The following is a 22,824-nucleotide window of genomic DNA, read 5'->3' on the forward strand; positions in this document are numbered from 1 at the left end:
CTGACCGGGGTAACCGGTACGGGAACCAGATCGGACCATGAGCGCGATGATTGTCACCCAATTCTGGACCTTGCAGGACTGGACCAAGGCCTATCGGGCCGGGGACCGGCCACAGGATTTGCTGCCCACGTTGCTGGCGGCGCTGTCCACCGATGATCCGGCCTGGATCAGCCTGATCGGGCCGGATGCGTTGCAGGCGCGGATCGCGGCTTTGGACCCGTCGGCCCCGCTTTACGGCATTCCCTTTGCCGTGAAGGATAATATCGACGCCGCCGGCCTGCCCACCACCTGTGCCTGCCCGGATTTCGCTTATCAGCCGGATGTCAGTGCCGCCGCCGTGGCGCGGCTGGAGGCGGCGGGGGCCGTTGTCATCGGCAAGACCAACCTGGATCAGTTCGCCACGGGGCTGGTGGGTACCCGATCCCCCTATGGCGCTGTGCCCAATGCCTTCAGCCCTGACCATGTTTCCGGCGGGTCCAGTTCCGGGTCGGCATCGGTGGTGGCGCGCGGTCTGGTGCCGTTCGCGCTGGGCACCGATACGGCGGGGTCGGGCCGGGTGCCGGCGGGGCATAATAATCTGGTGGGGTTCAAGCCCACGCGGGGGCTGGTCTCCACGCGCGGTCTGGTGCCGGCCTGCCGCACGCTGGACTGTATCACCATCATGACCCTGTCGGTCGATGATGCCGCCAGTGTGATGGAGCGGATGCAGGGCTATGACGCGGCCGATGCCTATTCGCGCAAGGCCGGGGCGCCGCCCACCGCCTGGCCGGCGCGGCCCGTGCTGGGTATTCCCAAGGCGCCGAACTGGTTCGGGGATGGGGTGGCGGAGGCGGCCTATCAGGCGTCGCTGTCACGCCTGACCTCCCTGGGCGTGGAGCTGCGCGCCATTGATTTTCAGCCGCTGTGGGATGTGGCAGCCCTCCTCTATGACGGGCCGTGGGTGGCCGAACGCTATGCCGCCATTGAAAGCGTGATGCGTGACCGGCCCGAAACGGTGCATCCCATCGTCCGTTCCATCATCGACAAGGCCCGCAATTTCACCGCCGCCGATGGGTTCAAGGCCGAATATCGGCGCATGGAATTGGCGCGCCGGGTCGAAGGCTTGATGGCGGGCCTGGATGGCCTGCTGGTGCCCACGGCCCCGACCCTGCCCACCATTGCCGAGGTGATGGCGGACCCGGTGGGGGGGAACAGCCGCATGGGGCTTTACACCAATTTTGTGAACCTGCTGGACTGGTCGGCCATTGCCCTGCCGGGCGGCATGCGCAGCGATGGCCTGCCCGCAGGCATCACCCTGATCGCACCAGCCTGGAACGAGGCGCGGCTGATCGAGTTCGGGCGGCTTTGGCAGGCGGCAAGTCCGTGGAAGCGCGGGGCCAGCAGCCTGTCGCTGCCGCAGCCGGAAAAGATGGTGGATGGACGGCACGGGCATATCACGCTGGCGGTTGTCGGTGCACACCTGTCGGGCATGCCGCTGAACGGGCAACTGACAGAACGCGGTGCCGTGCTGCTGGAAAGCACGCTGACCTCTGCCGCCTATCGCCTTTACGCCCTGCCGGGCACCACGCCGCCCAAGCCGGGGCTGGTGCGCACAGGTGAAGGGATGCCCATCGCGGTGGAGCTGTGGGACATGCCGGTGGCCCATTACGGGTCCTTCGTGGCCCTGATCCCGCCGCCGCTGGGCATTGGCACCCTGGAACTGGTCGATGGCCGGCATGTGCAAGGTTTCCTGTGCGAGGCCTGGGCCACAAGCGACGCCGCCGACATTACCAGCCTGGGCGGCTGGCGCGCCTACATGCGCCTGCGCGCACAGAATGCGGTTTGATCAGGGGAGATGAGGGAATGTTTAAGACCGTCCTGATCGCCAATCGCGGTGAGATCGCCGTTCGTATTGCCGCCACCTTGAAGCGGATGGGCATCTGCTCCGTCGCCATCTACTCCGACGCTGATGCCGACAGCCTGCATGTGGCCGTGGCCGACATCGCCATCCCGCTGGGTGGGCAGACGCCGGCGGAAAGCTATCTGCGCGGTGACCGGATCATTGAGATCGCCAGGGAGACGGGAGCGGAGGCCATCATCCCCGGCTATGGCTTCCTGTCGGAGAATACCGAGTTCGCTGAACAATGCGCCGCCGCCGGCATCGCCTTTGTCGGCCCCACCCCGGACCAGATCCGCCGGTTCGGCCTGAAACACACATCCCGCGAGATTGCCAAGGCGGCGGGCGTGCCCCTGACGCCCGGCACCGACCTGTTGAAGGATGTGGCGGAGGCGAAGGCGGCGGCGGCGGAGATCGGCTATCCCGTCATGCTGAAAAGTACCGCAGGGGGCGGCGGTATCGGCCTGCAGCGCTGCGCCGACGAAGGCGAACTGGTGGCGGCCTTCGACAGTGTGAAGCGTCTGGGCCAGTCCTTTTTCAAAGATGGCGGCGTCTTCATCGAACGGTTCGTGTCGGACGCCCGTCATGTCGAGGTGCAGATCTTTGGCGATGGTCGGGGCAATGTGGTGGCGCTGGGCGAGCGGGATTGTTCGGTACAGCGCCGCAATCAAAAAGTGATCGAGGAAACGCCCGCCCCCGGCCTGCCGCCCGAGACCCGCCGCCGCCTTCTGGACGCCGCTGTGCGTCTGGGGCAGGCGGTGGGGTATGTGTCGGCGGGTACGGTGGAGTTCATCTATGACGGTGCCCGCGACGCCTTCTACTTCCTGGAGGTGAATACCCGACTGCAGGTCGAACATCCGGTGACGGAGGCGGTGACCGGCCTGGATCTGGTGGAATGGATGATCCGCATCGCCGCCGGCGACCCGCCCGATTTCAGCCAATTGCCCGAACCGCAGGGCGCGTCGATCGAGGTGCGGCTTTATGCCGAAAACCCGGTGCGCAATTTCGCGCCCTCGCCCGGCACCCTGACGGAGGTGTTCTTCCCCGATGGCGTGCGCGTCGATGGCTGGGTACGCACCGGCACGGAGGTGTCAGCCAATTATGACCCGATGATCGCCAAGCTGATCGTGCATGGAACGGACCGGGAGGCGGCGCGGTTGAAGATGCTGGCGGCCCTGGACGCCACCCGCCTGCACGGCATCGCCACCAACCTGGATTATCTGCGCGGTATCCTGTCGGGCGATACCTTCATCCAGGGACGCATGTCCACCCGCTTCCTGGACAGCTATCACCATGTCTCGCCCGTGGTGGAGGTGGTGGAGCCGGGCACCTACACGACCGTGCAGGATTATCCGGGCCGGCACGGATATTGGGATATCGGCGTGCCGCCATCGGGGCCGATGGATGATTATGCCTTCCGCCTCGCCAACCGCATTGTCGGTAATGACGCGGCGGCGGCGGGCCTGGAATGCACCCTGCAAGGGCCGACACTGCGCTTTCATGGCGATGCCACCATCGCCCTGACCGGGGCCGGCATGGTGGCCACGCTGGACGGGGCGGCGTCGCTGCCCTTCTGGACACCGATCCATATCAAGGCGGGGCAGGTGCTGCGGCTGGGCCGGGCGGAAAGCGGGTGCCGGACCTATATCGCCATCCGCAACGGGCTGGACGTGCCCGACTATCTGGGCAGCAAATCCACCTTCGTCCTGGGGCAGTTTGGCGGCCATGCAGGCCGCACTCTGCGCGTGGGCGATGTGCTGCCGGTCAGCCGTCCGGGGTCGCCCGTCTGCACCACACCGGCACCGGCGTTGAACCCGGCGCCTGTGCCGGCCAGCCTGATCCCCGCCTATGGCAAACATTGGGATATCGCCGTCCTGTATGGGCCGCATGGTGCCCCGGACTTCTTCAAGTCCGGGGCCATGGAGACCTTCTTCAGCAGCGATTATCGCGTGCATCACAATTCCAACCGGCTGGGCGTGCGGCTGGTGGGGCCGAAGCCGGAATGGACGCGCAGCGATGGCGGGGAGGCGGGGCTGCACCCGTCCAACATCCATGATTGCGTCTATGCCATCGGCAGCATCAATTTTACCGGCGACACGCCCGTCATCCTGACCTGCGACGGGCCCAGCCTGGGCGGTTTTGTCTGCCCCGCCACCATCATCAAGGCCGACCTGTGGAAGGTGGGGCAGGTAAAGCCCGGTGACACCATCCGCTTCCGCCCCGTCAGCTTCGCCGACGCCCTGGCCCTGGAACAGGCACAGGATGTGGCGATTGCCGGGTTGGACGATGTGGTCCTGTCGGTGCCGGCGGTGACTACGCCCGACAGCTGCATCCTGACCCGCCTGCCGGCCAGCGGTGACCGGCCCATGGTCACCTATCGTCAGGCCGGCGATAAGTACATCATGCTGGAATATGGGGAGAATGTGCTGGACCTGCGGCTGCGGCTGCGCATCCACCTGCTGATGGAGGCGCTGACGGCGGCCCGGGTGCCGGGGGTGGCCGAACTGTCGCCCGGCGTGCGGTCGGTACAGATCCATTACGACAGCCGGGTGATCCATCAGGATGCGCTGGTCGCCACCTTGCTGAATCTAGAGGAAGGGTTGGGGTCGGTGGCGGGGCTGAAGGTACCCAGCCGCATCGTGCATCTGCCCATGGCGTTTGAGGATAGCGCCACCCTGGGTGCCGTCACCCGCTATCAGGAGACGGTGAAGGCCGATGCCCCCTGGCTGCCCAACAATGTCGATTTCATCCAGCGCATCAACGGCCTGGAGAGCCGGGAACAGGTGCGCGACACGATCTTTGATGCCAGTTACATGGTGCTGGGCCTGGGCGATGTCTATCTGGGTGCCCCTTGCGCTGTCCCGCTGGACCCGCGCCACCGTCTGCTGACCAGCAAGTACAATCCCGCCCGCACCTATACGGCGGAGGGCACGGTGGGGATCGGCGGCGTCTATATGTGCATCTATGGCATGGACAGCCCTGGCGGTTACCAGTTGGTGGGCCGTACCGTGCCCATCTGGAACAAGTTCCTGGCCAACCGGCAGTTCGGGGCCGACCCCTGGCTGCTGCGCTTCTTCGACCGCGTGCGCTTCTATCCGGTCACCGAGCCGGAACTGGACAGGTTCCGCGCCGATTTCCGCGCGGGCCGGGCACAGGTGACGGTGGAAGATTCGGTCTTCGATCTGGAGGCGCATGAGGCGGCCTGGGCAGCAGAGGCCGACGACATTGCCGCCTTCCGCGCCCGCCAGCAGGCGGCCTTCACGGCAGAGGTGGCACGCTGGCAGACCGATGACGGTGCCATTGCGGCGGAGGCCGATGCTGTGCCCGCCGTGGCGGATGAGAACGCCATCCAGGCCGATATTTCCGGCAATGTCTGGAAGGTGCTGGTGGAGGTGGGGCAACAGGTGGAGCCGGGCCAGACCCTGGTCGTGCTGGAAGCCATGAAGATGGAGTTCGCCATCCAGGCGCGAAGCGCCGGCCGTGTCGGGGCCGTCCATTGCCGGGCCGGGCGGTCCGTGACGGCGGGTGATGCCCTGTTGTCGATGGAGGTGGCCTGACGGGCGGGCGCTTCTTGCCCCCGTTTGGCGGAGACGACTTCCCTTTCAGGCAAGTTACCGCTATCATTTCCATCGCGGATGAATGGTAAGGCCAATAACATCTGGTTTTACCGGGAAGTCCGCTGAATGACCATGCGTGCCCAGCAAAATTGGAATTACCAATTTTGTTGAATTCCCATGCGCCAATGGTGTTCAATCAATCCGGACACAAGACCGGCCCACCCCCTTTCCGGGTGCCCAGGGCCGGCAGCAGGGAATTGCACCATGTTGATGACACAGACCATGCGCTGGTTCGGGCCGAACGATCCGGTGCGGCTGGTGGATATCCGTCAGGCCGGCGCCACCGGTATCGTCACGGCCCTGCATGAGCTGCCGAATGGCGCGGTCTGGACCGTGGATGCCATCCAGGCCCGCAAGCAGATGATCGAGGCGGCGGGCCTGACCTGGGACGTGGTGGAAAGCGTTCCCGTGCATGAGGGGATCAAGACCGCCGGTGCCGATTGGGACCGCCTGATCGATGCCTATCGGCAAAGCCTGCGCAACCTGGGCGCCTGCGGCGTGCGGGTCGTGACCTATAATTTCATGCCGCTGCTGGACTGGACCCGCACGGACCTGTCCTTTGCCATGCCCGACGGGGCGCGGGCGCTGCGGTTCGACTGGGACGCTGTTGCGGCTTATGATCAGTATATTCTGGAACGGCCGGGGGCGGAGACTGACTATGCCCCCGATGTCCGCGCCCGTGCCCGCGCGCTGTATGACGGGATGAGTGCGCAGGATCGCCACGCCCTGGAACGCACCATCATCGCCGGTCTGCCGGGCAGCGAGGAAAGTTTCACCTCGGCCCAGTTCCTGGACGCCATCGGCACCTATAGCCGCATCGACGCCGACACTTTGCGCCGCAACCATGTACGGTTTCTGGAGGAAGTGTGCCCCGCGGCGGAGGCAGCGGGGGTGCAGCTGGTGGTTCATCCCGATGACCCGCCTTTCCCGATCTTCGGCCTGCCGCGTGTGGTCAGCACGGAGGCGGATGTGGCGAACCTGTTCCGGCAGGTGCCCAGTGCCGCCAATGGCCTGTGCTTCTGCGCCGGTTCCTTCGGTGCGCGTGCCGACAATGATCTGCCTGGCATCATCCGCCGCCTGGGCGACCGCATCGGCTTCGTGCATCTGCGTTCGGTTCAGCGGGAGGCGGATGGCAAATCCTTCCATGAGGCCGCCCATCTGGAAGGCGATGCCGGCATGGCCGACATTGTGTCGGCCCTGTGCGAGGTGTCCGATGCCCAGAACCGCAGCATCCCGATGCGCCCCGACCATGGCCACCAGATGCTGGATGATCTGAACAAGGTCACCAACCCCGGCTATTCCCTGCTGGGCCGCATGCGCGGTCTGGCCGAACTGCGCGGGCTGGAGCGGGGGATACGGCACGCGCGGGGGCGATAAGCCCCCTCAGCACAGCTGGCAGATATCCTTCACATCCATGTCGTTATAATCCAGGTTCTCACCCGCCATGGCCCAGATGAAGCTGTAGGCGTGGGTGCCGCAGCCCATATGCACCGACCAGGGCGGGGAGATCACCACCTCCTCATTGCCCATCACCATGTGCCGCAACTGGTCCGGGTGACCCATATAGTGGAAGACGCGGTCATCTTCTCCCAGATCGAAATAGAGATAGATCTCCGACCGCCGCTCATGCACATGCGGCGGCATGGTGTTCCAGACACTGCCCGGTTCCAGGATGGTCATGCCCATGCAGAGCGAGGCGCTGGCGCAGGTATGGGGCAGGATCAGCTGAAAGATGCTGCGGTCATTGCCGGTTTCCAGGCTGCCCCGCCGCATCGGCGTGATGTCGGACAGGCTCAGCTTGCGCAGGGCGTAGGCCCGGTGGGCCGGCACGCTCAGCAGGTAATATCGCGCGTCATCGCCCTCGAACCGCACATCGCGGCTGCCCATGGGAATATACAGCGCGTCGCGCGGCGCCATCTCAAACCGCTCGCCATCGACGGTGATGCTGCCGGCCCCGGCCCCGATATTCACCACGCCCAGTTCGCGGCGTGACAGCAGCGGCTGACCCGCCGCACTGTCAGGTTCGCTGTGCGCGGGTAGGGTCAGGCACCGCCCGGCGGGCACGGCGCCGCCGATGATGAACCGTTCCCCGTGGGAGTAGTTCAGCACCAGTTCCCCCGCCCGGAACAGGCCGGTGACCAGATAGCGGTCGCGCAGGTCCCCGTTCGACGCCCCCGCCATCATGGCGGGGTGCGTCGCATGGAAGGTCTTTTCGAACAAAATCGCCTCCGCTTTACAGCGTGTGGGCGGCCTCAGAGCTTCGCGATGGCGGATGCCGCCAGCAGGAAGGCACCGACGCCGTAATATTGCGTATCCTGGGGTTCAACCTGCTCGGGCCGGTCGCTGACCTGCTGCACCCAGCCCAGACGCCCGTCGGGCTGGATGGAGCGGGTCAGCGCGTCCCAGCCGCGCCGCGCCACGGGTTCATAGGCGGCGCGGTCCAACAGACCGGCGCTGATGCCCCAGGCGATGGCATGGGTATAGAAGGCCGTACCGCTACTTTCCGCCGGGGAATTTTCCGGGGCCAGCAGCGAGGGCGGCCAATATCCGTCCGGCTTCTGTGTGGCCTTGATCTTCGCCGCCATTTCCTTGAACAGGGCTTCCATCCGCAGCCGGTCCGAGCTGCCCGGTTCCAGCAGCGGGATGGTCCGTGCCAGCCCGCCCATCACCCAGCCATTGCCCCGACTCCAGAACATCTTGCGCTGTTTGTCATCGCGGCGTTCGAAGAAGCGGCTGTCGCGGTAGTACAGGCTTTCGGCGGGATCATAGAGGAAGTCGGTGGTGGCCCAGAATTCCGCAAGCGCGAAATCGCGATACCGATTGTCACCCGTCTGTCGCGACATCTCGATAAAGGCTGGCGGCGACATGAACAGCGCATCGCACCAGCACCAGCGCTTCAGGCACTCCGTGTCATTGTAGCCGGTGGGCGGCACATAGAAGGCTAGGTTCACGCGCACCGGGTTGGCCAGCACAAAATCGAACACCTTGCGCGACGGATTGATCACCGCCGGGTTGGCGCCATGCCTGGCGGCCCAGAGATAGGCCTGCCCGATCGTGTGGTCATCGGCATGATAGGGGCGGTCTGCCAGGGTCCAGCCATTCTTGGCACCCATATCCATAATGGCCTTGGCGATATCGGGCGGGGCGCCGGCATCGGCCAGTTCCGTCATGCCCACCCAAAACACGGCCTGTTCCCAGCCGCGCGGGTTGCGGGTGCCGCCGGTGGCGCGGGGGATATGGCTGGTATCGGTCATCCGCGCCAGCTGCCACCGTGCCAATTTCACGGCGCTGTCGATGGCTGCCTTTGCCGCCGGTGCCGGGGACATTGCCTTGGGCGCATCCTGCGCCGGCGCGGTCACGGGCAGGGCGGCCAGAAGCGGGGCCAGGGCCAGAAGGGCAAGGGTACGGGGCGTCTTCATGGGGCTTCCTTGGGCAATGGATGGAGAGCGGCCCATGATGGTATTCTGTTCTGCATGATGCCTCCCCACGCGGACTATCGCCGCCTGGAAGTTATCATACAAATTTACGGCCTATCGTCAAGCGTGACTGGTCAGGCCAGAAGGGGCGGTTATCGGCCCTTGCCGCGCGCCGCCGCGCTCAACATCGAATGCCGCGTCAGGCTTTCCTGCATATGGTGGCGGGCTGCCTCCCTGGCGCGGGCCGGGTCCATGCGGACGATGGCGTCCAGAATGGCCTCATGTTCGCCATGCACCTTCTCGGCATAGGCCTGGTGCGCTTCCTCCGGCTGGTCACGCAGATAGAGATTGCGCGGCGGCACCAGACGCAGGCCCAGGAACTCCACAAAGCGGGCGTAGTAATCGTTTTGTGTGGCCCGCGCGATGGCCATGTGAAAGGCGGTATCGGCCTTGGCGGCGGCCACGGGATCACCGCGCAGATCGCGCATGGCCTGAAGCGCGTCCTGGATGGCGCCGATATCGGCGGTGGTGCGGCGGGCAGCGGCCAGTCCCGCCATCTCCGTCTCCACGCCCAGGCGCATCTCCAGCAGCTTCACGATATCGGCCAGTTCGTGCAACTCGTCCTTGGTGATCTGGAAGGCGCGGTATTCGGCGGTATCGGCCACATACATGCCCGACCCCTGGCGCGATACGGCCAGCCCCTGCGCCGTCAGGCGCGCCACGGCCTCGCGCACGACGGTACGGCTGACATTCTCGGCCTCGGCGATCTCCTTCTGGGTGGGCAGGCGGCTGCCGGGCGGCAATTGTCCTGACCGGATCTGCGCCTCCAGCTTCACGAACAGGTCATCGGTTAGGGAAGTTGCGCGTCCGGAATCATCGGCACTGCCGCCCATATCCGCCTGTCTCATGGTGCCAACCCTACTTGTCATATCACTCTCCACCGATTATTTCTAATCTAACACCGACCGAAACAATGGTCGACCGGTCTGATGCCGGATAATGGGAGGTTGTCGTATGTATTGGAACCGACGCGCCGCGCTCGCGGTCCTGCTGCTTTCCACCCTGACCACCGGCACCGCCTTTGCGCAGGATAAAGCCACCCTGCCGCCACCGACCGACCGTTCCCCGCGTGCTGCCGTCACCCTGGCCGATTATCGCTATGATGATCTGATGTGGGAAAATGACAAGACCGCCCACCGCATCTATGGCCATGCGCTGGAAGCGGCGGAACCGCCATCGGGGTCGGGCATCGACAGTTGGGGCAAGAAAGTGGTCTGGCCTTACATGGACCGGCAACTTCGCACCCGCGACTATCATAATGACCTGGGCGAAGGCATGGATTTCTACAATGTCGGGCAGGGGCGCGGGGCCGGCGGTCTGGGCATCTGGCATGACAACAAGCTGTGGATTTCGCGCAACTACCGCAGCCACCGCATCCTGAAAAACGGTCCGGACGTTGCGGAGTTTGAGGTGGATTATGCCCCCTGGCCCGTGGATGTCGACCGCAAGGTCTGGGAGACGCGGCGTTTCACCTTGGCCCTGGGCACGCATTTCACGCGCATGGTCTCCACCCTGTCATCCGACCGACCCGACCCGCTGATCGTCGGGATCGGTATCGGCAAGAAGGTGACGGGGCAGGGGGGTGACCTGACGGTGGACAAGGCAAATGGCCTGATCTCCTGGTGGGGACCGGACAATCCCGACCATGGCCGCATGGCCGTGGCGCTGCGCGTTGATCCCACGATGATCGTGGAGGTGCGCCAGGATGCCGATAATCATCTGGTCCTGTTGCGCGTCACCCCCGGCAAACCCTTCGTCTATTATTCCGGTTCGGCCTGGAGCAAGGGGCAGGGCGGCTTCACCGACCGCGCCGCCTGGGACCGGCATGCGGCGGCAGAAAAGGTGGATTTCACGGCGTCGGACCGGTAACCGGCGCCTTAATATCAATATTTATATGACCAATAGTTTTCGGCGTGTCAGGCCCGTCTGGCCAAACCCATGCGTTGCCTATCGGTAACAGGTCGCTGGTCATGCCAAAGTTGTCATACGAATTTGTTGACAGGCCGGATCACCCGCCGCATCATGCCCCCATCGGTTCCCCAGGACCGAGGTAAAGCAATAGGGGAAATGGCCAGAAGGCCCCCTGGGGACCCATCAGCAAAGAAAAGACGGCACCGCTTCACGCCGAAGCGGAACGGTGCCGCGCAACATGGGAGGGACAAGATCATGGCCAGTTGGGCTGTTCGTGGTGCATGCGCGTTGGCTGGCGGCGTTTCCTTTGCCGCCCTGTCGCTGTCACCGGCGCTGGCGCAAAACGCCGCCGCCAACAACACCGCCGCTGACCCGGCGGTGCTGGAAGAGATTATCGTCACCGGCCTTCGCGCCTCCCTGGAACAGGCCGCCGATATCAAGCGGGACGCGCCGCAGGTGATGGACGTGATTACCGCCAGCGACGTGGGCAAGCTGCCCGACGTCAACGTGGCCGAGGCGTTGCAGCGCGTGACCGGTGTGCAGATCACCCGCGTTTTCGGCGAAGGCCAGTCCGTCTCCGTGCGCGGTTTGCAGCAGGTACGGGTGGAGGTTGATGGCCGCACGCTTCTTGGCTGGTCCGCCCGCCTGTCCCCGCCGGAAAATGACCAGCTGGGCCGTTCGTCGGGCCTGGATGCCGTCCCGTCCAGCCTGTTTGGCAAGCTGGCCGTCTATAAATCCCCGCTGGCCGCACAGGCCGAAGGCGGGCTGGGCGGCACCGTCAACCTGACGACGCCCAAGCCCTTGAGTTTCAAGAAGCCCACCTTCTCCTTCCAGGCCCAGGGTGTCTATTCCCAGGTCACGGACAAGGTGGAGCCGGCCTTCACCGGCTTCGGCACCACCAAGTTCGCGGATGGCCGCATCGGCGTGATGCTGGCGGCCGAGTATCAGAAGCGCACCTCGACCACCCAGGCGTTCGAGCGCAACAATTTCCTGAACCGCACCTATACGGGCACCAATGCCGGGGTCAATCAGACGCCCGTGCTGATGCAGTATGAAAACTTCGTGGTCGACCGGTCGCGCACCGGCGTGAACGGCGCCATCCAGTTTGAGGCGACGCCCGAACTGACCTTCACCGCCGACATGCTCTATTCAAAGCTGGTGACGGGCCGGCATCAGGATTTCTTCAGCTTCCGTCTGCCCACCGCCAATAACCCGGTCACCAACCGCGTGACGGAAAACAACATGGTGGTGGCCGGCACCGCCAACGGCACCGTCACCACGGCGGGCCAGATCCGCAATGAACCGACGGAAAGCTTCCTCTATGGCCTGAACGGCAAGTATGAGAATGATGGGTTGAAGGTGGAGGCCGATGGCTATTACAGCAAGGGCACCATCGATCAGACCATTCAGATCATCACCCTGCAGGCCACCGCCGCCGTCCCCGGCACCTTCGATTTCCGCGATGTGACCGTCCCGTCCCTGGCGCTGGGCGGCACCTTCAACCCCACCAACTATGCCTCCTACAACCCCGCCACCAATGGCGTGCGGTCGAACCGGCTGCTGGGTGTGCTGGATGAATGGACGGGCAAGCTGGATGTCAGCTACGAAACCGACGGCGGCATCACCTTCTCCGGCGGTGCCCGCTACACCGACCTGGGTGCCCGCTCCAATGCCTATCGCAGCCAGGTGACGCCGACGCGCACAGAGCTGGAACCCTATCTGAGGCTGATCGACGCCAAGAACTTCCTGCCCGATATTCCGGGCAATTTCCCGCGCAGCTTCCTGTCGACGGCCCCCACCTTCGATTATGTCTTCACCCGCGCGCAGGCCGCACAGCCGAACCCCAACAGCAGCGACCGTTCCACCCTGCTGCCCAATAATCAGCGTGACTATACGTTCAGCGAGAAGACGCTGGCCGGGTACCTGATGGTGGCAGGCAAGGGGGAGATCGGGGATATCCCGTTCCGGGCCAATGCCGGCGTGCGCGTGGCGCGCACCCGCCTGGCGGTGGATACGTTCCTCAATATCGGCACGACCAGCACGCTGGTCACCGACAAGAACGAGTATACGAACATCCTGCCCTCGGCGAATATCGCCTTCAACGTCACCGACGATTTCCTGGTTCGCCTGGGCGCCTCACAGACGATGCAGCGCGCTTCCATCGCCGATCTGGCACCGTCCACCTTCTTCAACGCCACCAACCTGTCGGTCACCGGCGGCAATGCCGATCTGAAGCCGCCCGTCTCCACCCAGGGCGATATCAGCTTCGAATATTACCATGGCAAAAGCTCGCTGATCTCCGGCGCCCTGTTCTACAAGGATGTCGATGATTTCATCGCCAGCTTCGTGACCACGGGCACGGATACCAACCTGGACCCGCAGGGCCGCGAATTGACCTTCTCCCGCCCGGAAAACCTGGCCAGCGCCAAGATCAAGGGCTTCGAGGTCGGCATTCAGCAGTTCTTCGACTTCCTGCCCGAACCGTTTGATGGGCTGGGCCTGATCGCCAACTATACCTATTCCGACAGCGAGGATAATGCCGGCTTCCCGCTCGTCGCGGTGTCGAAGAACAGCTACAACCTGATCGGCCTGTATGAGAAAGGGCCGTTCTCGGCCCGCGTCGCCTATAATTACCGGGACGAGGCGGTGTTCGAATTCTCCGAAGGCCGGCCCAGCTTCATCGGCGCCCGCTCACAGCTGGACGCCCAGGTCGGCTACGACATCACCGAACAGGTGTCGGTATCGTTCAATGCCCAGAACCTGCTGCCCAAGAAGTCGGCCACGTCGGAATACAGCAATTTCGATGAAACCGCGCTGAACAGCTACGCCATCTCCGAACGCCGCTTCTCGGCCGGTGTGCGGGCCAAGTTCTGAGGGTGATGGGTGCTTGTCGTAGCGCGGATTAGCGGAGCGTAATCCGCGGAACCCCGACTGCCTTCCGGCCCGCGGATTACGCTTCGCTAATCCGCGCTACGATCGTGACCCCGTTCACACTGCGGGCAACCGCGCCATGATCACAAACAGGGAACCCCGACATGACGCGCCTCTGGCTGGCCCTCGCGCTGTCCACCACCGCCCTGACGGCTTCTGCCGCCGATCTGCCGAAAATCTTGTCGGACAAGGCGGTGCGGGCGGCCAATCCTCTGCCTGATTTCTCCTATGCCGGCTATGGATTCGGGCTGGGCGCCATCCCCACCGATCCCGGCACCATCGTCAATGTCACCGATTACGGGGTGATCCCCGATGATGGGCTGGACGATACCAAATCCACCTTGAAGGCCCTGGCCGCCGCCAATGCCGTTCAGGGCAAGGTCACCTTGCGCTTTCCCAAGGGCCGCACGCAGATCACGGAGGTGCTGCGCATCACCCGGTCCGATATCGTTCTGGATGGGGCCGGCGATGGGCCGGATGGCAGCGAGCTGTACTTCCCCCGCCCCCTGAAGCTGGTCGATGACAGCCAGGATTTTGCCGAGTTGCGGCAATATCTGGTTCGGGAAAAGAAGTACGAGGTGCAGCCGGAGCACAATATCAACTACCTGTTCTCCGAATATAGCTGGGCCGGCGGCATGATCTTTGTGGGGCCGGACCGTACCCGCCCCGCCTCCTACGATCCCGCCTTTGACAAGCGCGACCCGACCTTGGCCAGGGGCGTGGCGGGCGAGCAGTTTGACCGCACCCTGACCGTGGACGACATTTCGCGCCTGAAGGTGGGGGATGTGCTGCGGGTGGAATGGTTCGCGACGGCGGGCAAGGACAGCGCCATCCTGAAATCGCTCTATGGCGATACCGACCTGCCCATCGGGTCCCACCATTGGACCTCGCCCGACCGGGCCGTGGTGGCGCAATCGACGAAGATCGTGGCCATCAAGGGCAAGCGCGTGACCCTGGGCGATCCGCTGCTGCATGATGTGCGCGCCGATCAGCCGGCGGTCCTCAGCGCGTGGCAGCATCTGACCAATGTCGGCATTCAGAATCTGCGCCTGCAATTCCCGGAAAGCCCGTCCTTCGGCCATCATCTGGAACAGGGCTATAACGGCATCTACATGACCGGTGTCTTCGATGGCTGGATCCGCAACCTGACCATCGACAAGTCCGACAGCGGCATCCTGACCGACAATGCCGCCAGCCTGACCATTGAAGACATCGTGACCAGCGGCGACCGCCGCGCCCATTACTCCGTCCATGTCGGGGCCGCGCATAATGTGCTGGTCAAGGATCTGGTGGTGGAAAACCCCGTGATCCACCCGCTGTCGGTCAATACCCGCTCCACCCGCGCCGTCTTCCTGCGTGCTGAGGTGAAGTGCGATGCGGCGATTGATCAGCATAGCGGATCGAACCATCAGAACCTGTTCGACCAGATCAGCATGTGGATCGAGCCTCTGCAGAAGAAGGGCGAGTGGCAGTACCGGCTTTGGGTCGGCGGTGGTGCGTCCTACTGGAAGCCGGGCCATGGCCTGTACAACACCGTCTGGAACGCCAAACTGGTGATGCCCGACAGCGTACCCGCCGACGCCACTGTCACCATCCTCAGCGGTCTGGAAGGACCGGGGGAGCGGGTGGTGGGCCTGCATGCCAACCGCACTATCCAGGTCCGCTACAATCCCCCACCCTATATGGAGGGTACGGGCCAGCCGGTGGCGGCGGCCCCCTCGCTCTATGATTACCAGTTGGCCAAGCGGCGATAGGGTAGGGTGATGCGGCGGCGGGATTTCTGCACAGGCCTGGGCCTGCTCTGCTCGCTGCCTGCCTGGGCGGCGGCAAACGCTGGCGGTCCCGACCTGCGGACCCTCGAACGGGCCCGTGTGCTGCGCGCGGCAGACGGGTTCCGGGATGAACCCCCGCTCACCCTCACCGCCTTTCCCGCCCCGCGCAGCCCCGGCGGCCCCCATGATTACTATTCGGAGGGGGACTACTGGTGGCCGGACCCGGCCAATACCGGCGGCCCCTATATCCGCCGCGACGGTTTCTCCAACCCGGACAAGTTCACGGCGCACCGTGATGCGCTGATCCGGTTCAGCCGGATTGTGCCGGCCCTGGTGGCGGCCTTCGCCCTGACGGGCGACATCCGTTATGCCGTGGCCGCCGAGCGCCATCTGCGCCTCTGGTTCGTGGACCCGGCGACGCGCATGGCACCGCATCTGAACCATGCCCAGGCGGTGATCGGCATCAATACGGGCCGGGGTATCGGCGTCATCGATACGCTGCATCTGGTGGAGGTGGCGCGTGCCGTCGCGGTCCTGCGCCGTCTCTGGCCCGATGGCGGTGCCTATGATCCCATCATCTCTTGGTTCGATGCCTATCTGACCTGGATGACCACATCGCCCAACGGGATCGAGGAGCGGGATCAGAAGAATAATCACGGCACCTGCTGGGCCCTGCAGGTCGCAGAATTTGCCCGTCTGACGGGACGGGCTGCCGCACGGGCGCAGGCGCTGGACCGGATCAAGACCCTGATCGTGGGGCAGATTGCGCCGGGCGGGTCGCAACCGCTGGAACTGGCCCGGACAAAGCCCTTTGCCTATTGCCTGTTCAATCTGGATGCGCTGGCGGCCTGTGCCCATATCCTGTCGGGACCGGATGGCGGCCTGTGGCGGTACAAGGGGCCGGGCGGTGGTTCCATCGCCGATGCCCTGTCCTACATGGCCCCCTTCATCGCCGATAAATCGGGCTGGCCGAAGCCGCCGGATGTGGAGGCCTGGGACGGCTGGCCCCTGCGGCAGCCGGCTTTGCTGTTCGGCTTTCTTGCCCTGGGGCGGCAGGATTATCTGGCCCTGTGGCAGCGCCTCAACCCCGATCCCACCGACGCCGAACTGATCCGCAATTACCCGCTGCGGCAGCCGTTATTGTGGGTTGATGCCTGAGCTATGTTAAGCTCCCAAGGGTTTGAGGCTACCGGCAGCTCGAAAAATATCTGCCTCCCCGGCGAAGGCCGGGGCCCAGGGGCCACGCGCCCGACGCTAGTCCAGCGGATAGCGAGGCAGGTGGAGAAGTAAATGCCTTTGACCCCTGGACCCAGGCCTTCGCCGGGGAGGCAGTTAAAGGTTTCAACGAGATAGCAATCATCCCCGAAACCGCAACTTCCCCTGAACATCACGCATCCAGTTCCGGCAGCCAGTCGATGCGGTGGCCCAGCTTCAGGGCTTTCGTCTGCAAATAGCGCCGGTTTTCCGGCAGGACGGGAACGCGCACAGGCACGCGTTCGGTGATGCGGATGCCCGCCTTCTCCAGCGCGTCCTGCTTGCGCGGATTGTTGGTCATCAGGCGCACGGACCCCACGCCCAGCGCGTCCAACATGGCCGCCGCCACCCCGAACTGCCGCAGGTCGGCGGCAAAGCCCAGCTCGTGGTTGGCTTCCACCGTATCAAACCCCTGATCTTGCAACTGATAGGCCCGCAGCTTGTTGGCAAGACCGATGCCGCGCCCTTCCTGGCGCAGATACAGGATGATGCCGGCCCCTTCCTCCCCGATGCGGGTACGCGCGGCGGCCAGCTGCTCGCCACAGTCGCAGCGCAGAGAGCCGAACACATCGCCCGTCATGCATTCCGAATGGATACGGATCAGCGGCGTGCCGGTACCCACCGCCCCCAGCACCATGGCCACATGTTCGCGGCCCGTCGTCTCTTCCCGGAACAGGATCATCCGGAAGGTGCCGTCCGGGGTGGGGATCGTCGCGTCTGACAGGCGGGTGACCATTGATGATCCGGCTTCCTTTTCAGACATGAACTGATCCCCATCTGAACCAAATGTAATATTGCTTTACACCCATTATGGTTGCGCGTAAAACGCTTTGTAACTACCCAGACACGTATATCGACCGTACCTTTTCCAAAAGGAGACGGGATGCGCCCCTTCGTACACCTTAACTTCGCAATTGATGTTGCAACCGAACCATCTGCCCTTCTGGCGGGGGCGGAGGTTTCGTGCGCGGTCGATTGGCGGCGTGTGCATCAGTTGCGGGAGGATTACGACGCCATTGCCGTGGGCGCGCGGACCTGGAACCTGGATCGCCCGCGCCTGACCGCAAGGCCGGAACGGCTGGGTCGCGAACCTGCCCGGCAGCCTGTGCGGGTCATCTTCTCCGGTTCGCAGGTCTGTATGCCGGCCCTGCCCGGAACCCCGGTCTTTGCCGTTGGTCAGGCGGCCCTGGATAATGCCGATACGGTGCTGACTGCACCGACGCACGGGCTGGACCATCCGCTGGCTGCCCTGGCCGGCCATGGTATCCGCAGCATGCTGGTGGAAGGGGGGCCGACCCTGTTGCGGTCCTTTCTGCAGCAGGGGCTGTTCGACTATCTGACCCTTTACATCCGCGCTGATGATGCCCGTTCGGCGGAACGTGCCGCACGGGCCAGCCTGTCCCCGCTGCCGGCCTTCCGCGCGGTGCGGCCCTTCGGTGAAGGCTTCCTTGTAGAGGCGGGGATGCCCCCTGGGACGGTGATGCAATGACGCCGCCCGTCCGCTTCGTCATCTTCGCGGCCCCGCGCACCGGCAGCAATCTGCTGTGCGGTCTGCTGAACGGGCATCCCGATATCCTGTGCCATCATGGCTTGTTCAATCCCGGTGGCGTGCATCTGGCCCGTGACCGGGCTGATCTGATCCCCATCCTGGGGGACATGGCGGCGCGCGATGCTGACCCCGCCGGTTTCCTGTCCCGTATCTGGGGTGCCGGTGGCGGTGTGTGCGCAGTCGGGTTCAAGATGAACCGGGGCGAATGCGCCCTGGCGGAACGGCTGCTGCTGGATGACCCATCGGTCGTGAAGATCCTGCTGCGCCGGCAGAACCGCGTGCGGACCTTCGTGTCGGAGGAGATTGCCCGCTTCACCGGCGCCTGGGAAAGCTATGCCGGGCAGGTGCTGTCGCCCGCCCCGTCGGTCCGCATCCCGCCCGACGCCCTGATGCGCCATGCCGAACTGAACGCCACCTATTACGCCCGCATCGAAACGGCGATGCGGGCCAGCGGTCAGGAATGGCTTGAAACCGATTATGAGGCGCTGGCGGCGCCGCAGGAACTGGCCCGTATCCCAGCCCGGCTGGGTGTGGCGCCGCACGGCACCCTGCCGGCCATCTGTCGCAAGCGCGCACCCGCTGACCTGCGCACCAACATCCTGAATTTCGACGAACTGGCCCAGGCGCTGCGCGGCACCCCGCTGGCGGACGACCTGATGCGGCCCGACCTTCCCGATCTTGTCCGGCAACCCCTTGCATCTTGAGGACCCGACGATGCCCGACATCCGCCATTCTCCTGCCAGCACGGCCCTGTTCACCCGGCATCGGGGTCCGGTGACGTCCGTTGCCGCCATTCCCGGCACCGATCTGGCGGTGACGGGTGCTTATGACGGGGCGGTCGGCCTGTTCGATCTGGCAACGGGGGCGGTGTCGCTGCTGGGCTATCACCGGCATCTGGTGAACCATGTGACGGTTGATGCCGACGGGCGGCGGGCGGCCTCCTCCTCCTCCGACTATGACATCCAGCTGTGGGACCTGGATGACCGCCGGCCCGGCCTGCTGCTGCGTGGTCATTCCGATGATGTGGAATGTTTCGCCTTTGTCGATGCGGTAACGGGCGTGTCGGCCTCCCGCGACCGCCGCATCATCGTCTGGAACCTGGAAACCGGTGCCATCCGCCGCGTGATCGAGGGGCATGACAAGGATGTGCTGTCGGTCACGGTCCGGGATGGGCTGATCTATTCCGCCGGTGATGACATGACCCTGCGGCAATGGGACCTTGCCACGGGGGAGGCCCGCCATTGCTGGGGCCCGTTTGAGACGGAGACGGATACCTGTGCCGTCGATACTGCCCATCACCGGGCCATTCTGGGCTGTGATGACGGGGTTATCCGTGTGTTTGACAGCCGGACCGGTGACAGCCTCGCGGAAATCCCGGCCCATAGCTCGGGCATCAAGAAGGTGGCGGTATCGCCCGTCACGGGCGACATCCTGTCCTGTGCCTATGACCAGAAAATCCGCATCTGGGACAGCGGCGATTTCAGCCTGAAGGTGGAACTGGCTCCGCAGGCGGCCAAATGGGAACGCTCCTTCTGCTGGACGCCTGATGGCGCGCGCCTGCTGGCCGGCACGTTTGACGGCACCCTGCTGTCCTGGGACGCCGCCACCGGCGCCCTGCTGGGGGAGGTGGGCGACGGCGGGGAGCGTGGCAATGCCTGCTTCAACGAGGCCTCTGGCGCACCGGACGGGATGACGGCCCTGGTTGCCGATGATGGTGTGGTGCGTCTGGTCCATCTGCGCGACGGCATTGCCGAACTGACCGCCCTGACCGAACCCGCATCTGGCCGGGTGCTGATGAATGCCGTGACGCGTGATCCCGCCACGGGCCGTGTCGCGACCGGTGCCCATGACCACCGCCTGCATCTGTTCGATGCGCTGGGGGACGGCTTGGTGCCGACGGCGTCGGTGGCGTTGGGCCAGGGTCCCATCAATTGCCTTCGCTTCGCCCACCATGCCGGCCATGAAGGCGCGATCTTCGCCGCCTGCTACAGCGGTGCCATCGTCCGTTATCAGGCGGAAACGGGGGAGCAGCAAACCTATCCCCTGCATGATGGTGCCGTGAAGGCGCTGCGTCTGCACCCGACCCTGCCGCTGGGCGTCAGCGGCAGTGCCGATGGCGGCCTGCTGACCTGGACGCTGGAGGGGGAGCGGGTCCGTGAATTCCCCGGCCATACCGCCATTGTCGATGATGTCGATTTCTCGCCCTCCGGCACTCTGATCGCCAGCGCGTCGCGCGATTTCACGCTGCATGTCTACAGCGCCAGCGATGGCCGCCTGATCCAGGCGGTCGATATGGGACGGCGGTCACCGAAATCGCTGTGCTTCTGGGATGAACAGACGGTCCTGGTCGGTGATTACTGGGGCGCTGTCCTGAAGATCGATGTCGCGACGGGCAGGGTGCAACGCCGCACCGTGGCGGCCAATGGCCTCAGTTCCATCACCCGCTGTGCCGGCGGGGTGGCCGTCTCCTCCTATGACGGGGCCGTGCATCTGCTGTCGGTACCTGACCTCGCCATCCTCTCCACCTACCGCGTCATGACCCAGCGCCTGGACAAACTGCCCGGCTGGTCCGACCGGGCCGCCTGATGGCGGCCTGCCTTCATCCACCGATCTGCTGCTTCATCAAGGAGGTTTGCATGTTCAAGAACAAAGTTCTCCATCGTCTCGGTATCGCTGGCGTGGCGGGTGCCGCCCTGCTGATGGCGGGTCAGGCACAGGCCCAGCAGAAGCCGCCGACGCTTGCTCCCACGCCGATGTGCGCTGTGTCCCCATCCACCTTCCAAAGCTGGTTGGCCGGCACGCCGACGGCGGGGAACCCCGCGTCTTTTGTTGCGCCCAACAGTGCCACCTTCACCGTCAACAGCGCCAACCCCGACTGTTCCTTCTACCAGTGGGGCGCGCAGATGTTCCTCTGGCTGATGAGCCCGAACGCGTCCGGCACGCTGAACCTTTATTCGCCCAGCTTCTACAATGTCATCAAGACGGCGGACGGTTTCAATTATGTGCAGAACCCGGCCACGCCCTCGACCACCAATCTCAAGGCCGGCGCCCTGCCCAAGATCCCGCTGAAGCTCAGCGTGCGCGTCAACAAGCCGATTGGTGCGGCGGCGGCGGAGCGGGCAAAGTCACGCCTTGTCGTCAACCGTACCGTCATCGCCAAGGTCACAGGCACCGGCGCCGCAGCGACGACATCGGGCCAGACCGTGGATGAAACCGGTCAGGCCGATGGCGGTGTGCTGGTCGTGAACGGCAATCCCGTCTATCTGAGCGGCAGCAGCGGTCCCGCCACCTATCCCGTCGTCTATTACGGCATCGCCGTGAATGACGTTTTCAACGGGCTGCGCGTCAATAATGGCAATGTTGCCTATTTCAACGACACCACCAACCCCAATGTCGGCAACATGCCGGTCACCCTGCCACAGGCGCAGCAGATCCAGACCGCATCCAGCGCCACCTTCACCGATATCAATCAACTGGCGGTGGAGGTGAAGACATCCTGGGTTGACGCCGCCTATGTGCCCAAGGCGGCATTGCCGTTCCTGATCCAGGGGACGGCCGATGTGCCGGCCTTCACCAGTTCCACGGATGGCAGCGGCAATCTTGTCCTGACCTGGGACGGAACGACCATGGCGACGCGCACCCTGGCGCTGATCGGCATGCATGTCGTCGGTTCGGTAGCGGGGCACCCGGAGATGGTCTGGGCCACGTTCGAGAGCAAGTTCAACGCCCCCGACAACAGCTATTTCTATTATGACAATACCTACAACACGACCAGCCAGACCTGCACCAACGGCGGCACCAGTTGTGTGAAGCAGGTGCCGTTTATCGGGGCGGTTCCCACCCTGCTTTACAATGGCAAGCTGACCAGCGCGCCGACATCCATCGCGCAGACGGCTTCTTCCGCCAATAATGACGGTACCATCAATTCGGTGGCCCCCGGCCTGGTGCCCACCAATGTCGTGCGCCTGAACCCGTGGGGCAATCAGCAGCCCTCGGCGGCGGCGGTGGCGAACAGCGTCATTACCAACAATACCAACCTGCTGTCCCTTGACCTGTCGGTGGATGGGCAATTGCTGACCACCGGCACCAACGGGCCGGTCCTGGCGAGCTATACCCAGATCGGCAGCATCTGGAGCAACGGGGTCATTCCGTTCCTGTTCAATACGCAGCTGTTCGGGTCCCTCTATCTGGCCAATACGACCATGGAGACCTTTGAACAGTCCACCACCCAGAACCCGACGGCGCAGAACTGCTTTACCTGCCACAGCACCTCGCCGGGCGCCACGATCAGCCACGTCTTCAACTGATCTTCCGACCTTCCCTGAAGACTTGTCCCCGCCACGGTGCGACCCGTGGCGGGGTTTCTTTTAGAGCTGTTTTCGGTTGACCGGACACAGCTGCGGCGGCGACCGCCGCCGCGGGGGGGGGGGGGGGGGGG

The 22,824-nt window shown here is 64.5% G+C and carries 15 protein-coding genes; 11 read left to right on the forward strand and 4 right to left on the reverse strand.

Annotation, left to right across the window (positions count from 1 at the left end):
* Positions 1-37 precede the first annotated feature (37 nt).
* The 3 genes from atzF to uxuA all read left to right on the forward strand — a co-directional run bounded on the left by atzF (position 38) and on the right by uxuA (position 6,870).
* Positions 38-1,825 carry an allophanate hydrolase gene (gene atzF / locus ACODSP_RS17885; protein WP_488966912.1) on the forward strand — a complete coding sequence of 596 codons (1,788 nt, stop codon included), beginning with the start codon at positions 38-40 and terminating at the stop codon, positions 1,823-1,825.
* A gap of 17 nt (positions 1,826-1,842) precedes the next feature.
* Entirely contained in the window at positions 1,843-5,433 is a 3,591-nt protein-coding gene (uca, locus tag ACODSP_RS17890) for an urea carboxylase (RefSeq protein WP_488966913.1), read from the forward strand.
* Positions 5,434-5,697: 264 nt separating this feature from the next.
* Positions 5,698-6,870 carry a mannonate dehydratase gene (uxuA, locus tag ACODSP_RS17895; protein ID WP_488966914.1) on the forward strand — a complete coding sequence of 391 codons (1,173 nt, stop codon included), beginning with the start codon at positions 5,698-5,700 and terminating at the stop codon, positions 6,868-6,870.
* A 6-nt stretch (positions 6,871-6,876) separates the two neighbouring features.
* Here uxuA and kduI read toward each other — a convergent pair whose 3' ends face one another.
* From kduI to ACODSP_RS17910, 3 genes are all read right to left on the reverse strand, one after another.
* A complete protein-coding gene (gene kduI / locus ACODSP_RS17900) occupies positions 6,877-7,713 on the reverse strand; it encodes a 5-dehydro-4-deoxy-D-glucuronate isomerase (protein ID WP_488966915.1) in 837 nt (278 codons plus the stop codon).
* Positions 7,714-7,745: 32 nt separating this feature from the next.
* A complete protein-coding gene (locus ACODSP_RS17905) occupies positions 7,746-8,912 on the reverse strand; it encodes a glycoside hydrolase family 88/105 protein (protein ID WP_488966916.1) in 1,167 nt (388 codons plus the stop codon).
* Positions 8,913-9,061: 149 nt separating this feature from the next.
* Complete coding sequence (locus tag ACODSP_RS17910; RefSeq protein WP_488966917.1) at positions 9,062-9,817, reverse strand: FadR/GntR family transcriptional regulator; 756 nt, start codon at positions 9,815-9,817, stop codon at positions 9,062-9,064.
* 106 nt (positions 9,818-9,923) lie between these two features.
* On the opposite strand from ACODSP_RS17910, the gene ACODSP_RS17915 reads away from it, so the two are divergent.
* The 4 genes from ACODSP_RS17915 to ACODSP_RS17930 all read left to right on the forward strand — a co-directional run bounded on the left by ACODSP_RS17915 (position 9,924) and on the right by ACODSP_RS17930 (position 16,741).
* The gene (locus ACODSP_RS17915; RefSeq protein WP_488966918.1) at positions 9,924-10,838 is read left to right on the forward strand and encodes a DUF4861 family protein; all 915 of its coding nucleotides are present in this window, start codon (positions 9,924-9,926) and stop codon (positions 10,836-10,838) included.
* Between the two features lie 297 nt (positions 10,839-11,135).
* Positions 11,136-13,754, forward strand: coding sequence for a TonB-dependent receptor (locus ACODSP_RS17920; RefSeq protein WP_488966919.1), 2,619 nt, complete (start codon positions 11,136-11,138; stop codon positions 13,752-13,754).
* A gap of 161 nt (positions 13,755-13,915) precedes the next feature.
* The gene (locus ACODSP_RS17925; RefSeq protein WP_488966920.1) at positions 13,916-15,565 is read left to right on the forward strand and encodes a hypothetical protein; all 1,650 of its coding nucleotides are present in this window, start codon (positions 13,916-13,918) and stop codon (positions 15,563-15,565) included.
* A 9-nt stretch (positions 15,566-15,574) separates the two neighbouring features.
* Entirely contained in the window at positions 15,575-16,741 is a 1,167-nt protein-coding gene (locus tag ACODSP_RS17930; RefSeq protein WP_488966921.1) for an alginate lyase family protein, read from the forward strand.
* A 229-nt stretch (positions 16,742-16,970) separates the two neighbouring features.
* On the opposite strand, the gene ribA is transcribed toward ACODSP_RS17930, so the two are convergent.
* Positions 16,971-17,600 carry a GTP cyclohydrolase II gene (gene ribA, locus ACODSP_RS17935; RefSeq protein ID WP_488966922.1) on the reverse strand — a complete coding sequence of 210 codons (630 nt, stop codon included), beginning with the start codon at positions 17,598-17,600 and terminating at the stop codon, positions 16,971-16,973.
* A gap of 120 nt (positions 17,601-17,720) precedes the next feature.
* Between ribA and ACODSP_RS17940 the strand changes: the two genes are divergently transcribed.
* The 4 genes from ACODSP_RS17940 to ACODSP_RS17955 are packed head-to-tail and all read left to right on the forward strand — an operon-like array spanning position 17,721 to position 22,693.
* A complete protein-coding gene (locus ACODSP_RS17940; protein WP_488966923.1) occupies positions 17,721-18,326 on the forward strand; it encodes a RibD family protein in 606 nt (201 codons plus the stop codon).
* Complete coding sequence (locus tag ACODSP_RS17945; RefSeq protein WP_488966924.1) at positions 18,323-19,090, forward strand: hypothetical protein; 768 nt, start codon at positions 18,323-18,325, stop codon at positions 19,088-19,090. Before ACODSP_RS17940 ends, ACODSP_RS17945 begins: the two co-directional genes overlap by 4 nt.
* A gap of 10 nt (positions 19,091-19,100) precedes the next feature.
* Positions 19,101-20,972 carry a WD40 repeat domain-containing protein gene (locus ACODSP_RS17950; RefSeq protein WP_488966925.1) on the forward strand — a complete coding sequence of 624 codons (1,872 nt, stop codon included), beginning with the start codon at positions 19,101-19,103 and terminating at the stop codon, positions 20,970-20,972.
* A 50-nt stretch (positions 20,973-21,022) separates the two neighbouring features.
* Positions 21,023-22,693, forward strand: a complete 1,671-nt coding sequence (locus tag ACODSP_RS17955; RefSeq protein WP_488966926.1) for a hypothetical protein — start codon at positions 21,023-21,025, stop codon at positions 22,691-22,693.
* The last annotated feature ends 131 nt before the right edge of the window (positions 22,694-22,824 follow it).

This window comes from Niveispirillum sp. FG156 (genome assembly GCF_057809555.1).

Coding starts and splice junctions, on each gene's coding strand:
- ACODSP_RS17955 (WP_488966926.1), top strand. CDS start 21,023: ATGTTCAAGAACAAAGTTCTCCATCGTCTCGGTATCGCTGGCGTGGCG.
- ACODSP_RS17925 (WP_488966920.1), top strand. CDS start 13,916: ATGACGCGCCTCTGGCTGGCCCTCGCGCTGTCCACCACCGCCCTGACG.
- atzF (WP_488966912.1), top strand. CDS start 38: ATGAGCGCGATGATTGTCACCCAATTCTGGACCTTGCAGGACTGGACC.
- ribA (WP_488966922.1), bottom strand. CDS start 17,600: ATGTCTGAAAAGGAAGCCGGATCATCAATGGTCACCCGCCTGTCAGAC.
- ACODSP_RS17940 (WP_488966923.1), top strand. CDS start 17,721: ATGCGCCCCTTCGTACACCTTAACTTCGCAATTGATGTTGCAACCGAA.
- ACODSP_RS17910 (WP_488966917.1), bottom strand. CDS start 9,817: ATGAGACAGGCGGATATGGGCGGCAGTGCCGATGATTCCGGACGCGCA.
- ACODSP_RS17950 (WP_488966925.1), top strand. CDS start 19,101: ATGCCCGACATCCGCCATTCTCCTGCCAGCACGGCCCTGTTCACCCGG.
- uxuA (WP_488966914.1), top strand. CDS start 5,698: ATGTTGATGACACAGACCATGCGCTGGTTCGGGCCGAACGATCCGGTG.
- ACODSP_RS17930 (WP_488966921.1), top strand. CDS start 15,575: ATGCGGCGGCGGGATTTCTGCACAGGCCTGGGCCTGCTCTGCTCGCTG.
- ACODSP_RS17905 (WP_488966916.1), bottom strand. CDS start 8,912: ATGAAGACGCCCCGTACCCTTGCCCTTCTGGCCCTGGCCCCGCTTCTG.
- ACODSP_RS17945 (WP_488966924.1), top strand. CDS start 18,323: ATGACGCCGCCCGTCCGCTTCGTCATCTTCGCGGCCCCGCGCACCGGC.
- uca (WP_488966913.1), top strand. CDS start 1,843: ATGTTTAAGACCGTCCTGATCGCCAATCGCGGTGAGATCGCCGTTCGT.
- ACODSP_RS17920 (WP_488966919.1), top strand. CDS start 11,136: ATGGCCAGTTGGGCTGTTCGTGGTGCATGCGCGTTGGCTGGCGGCGTT.
- ACODSP_RS17915 (WP_488966918.1), top strand. CDS start 9,924: ATGTATTGGAACCGACGCGCCGCGCTCGCGGTCCTGCTGCTTTCCACC.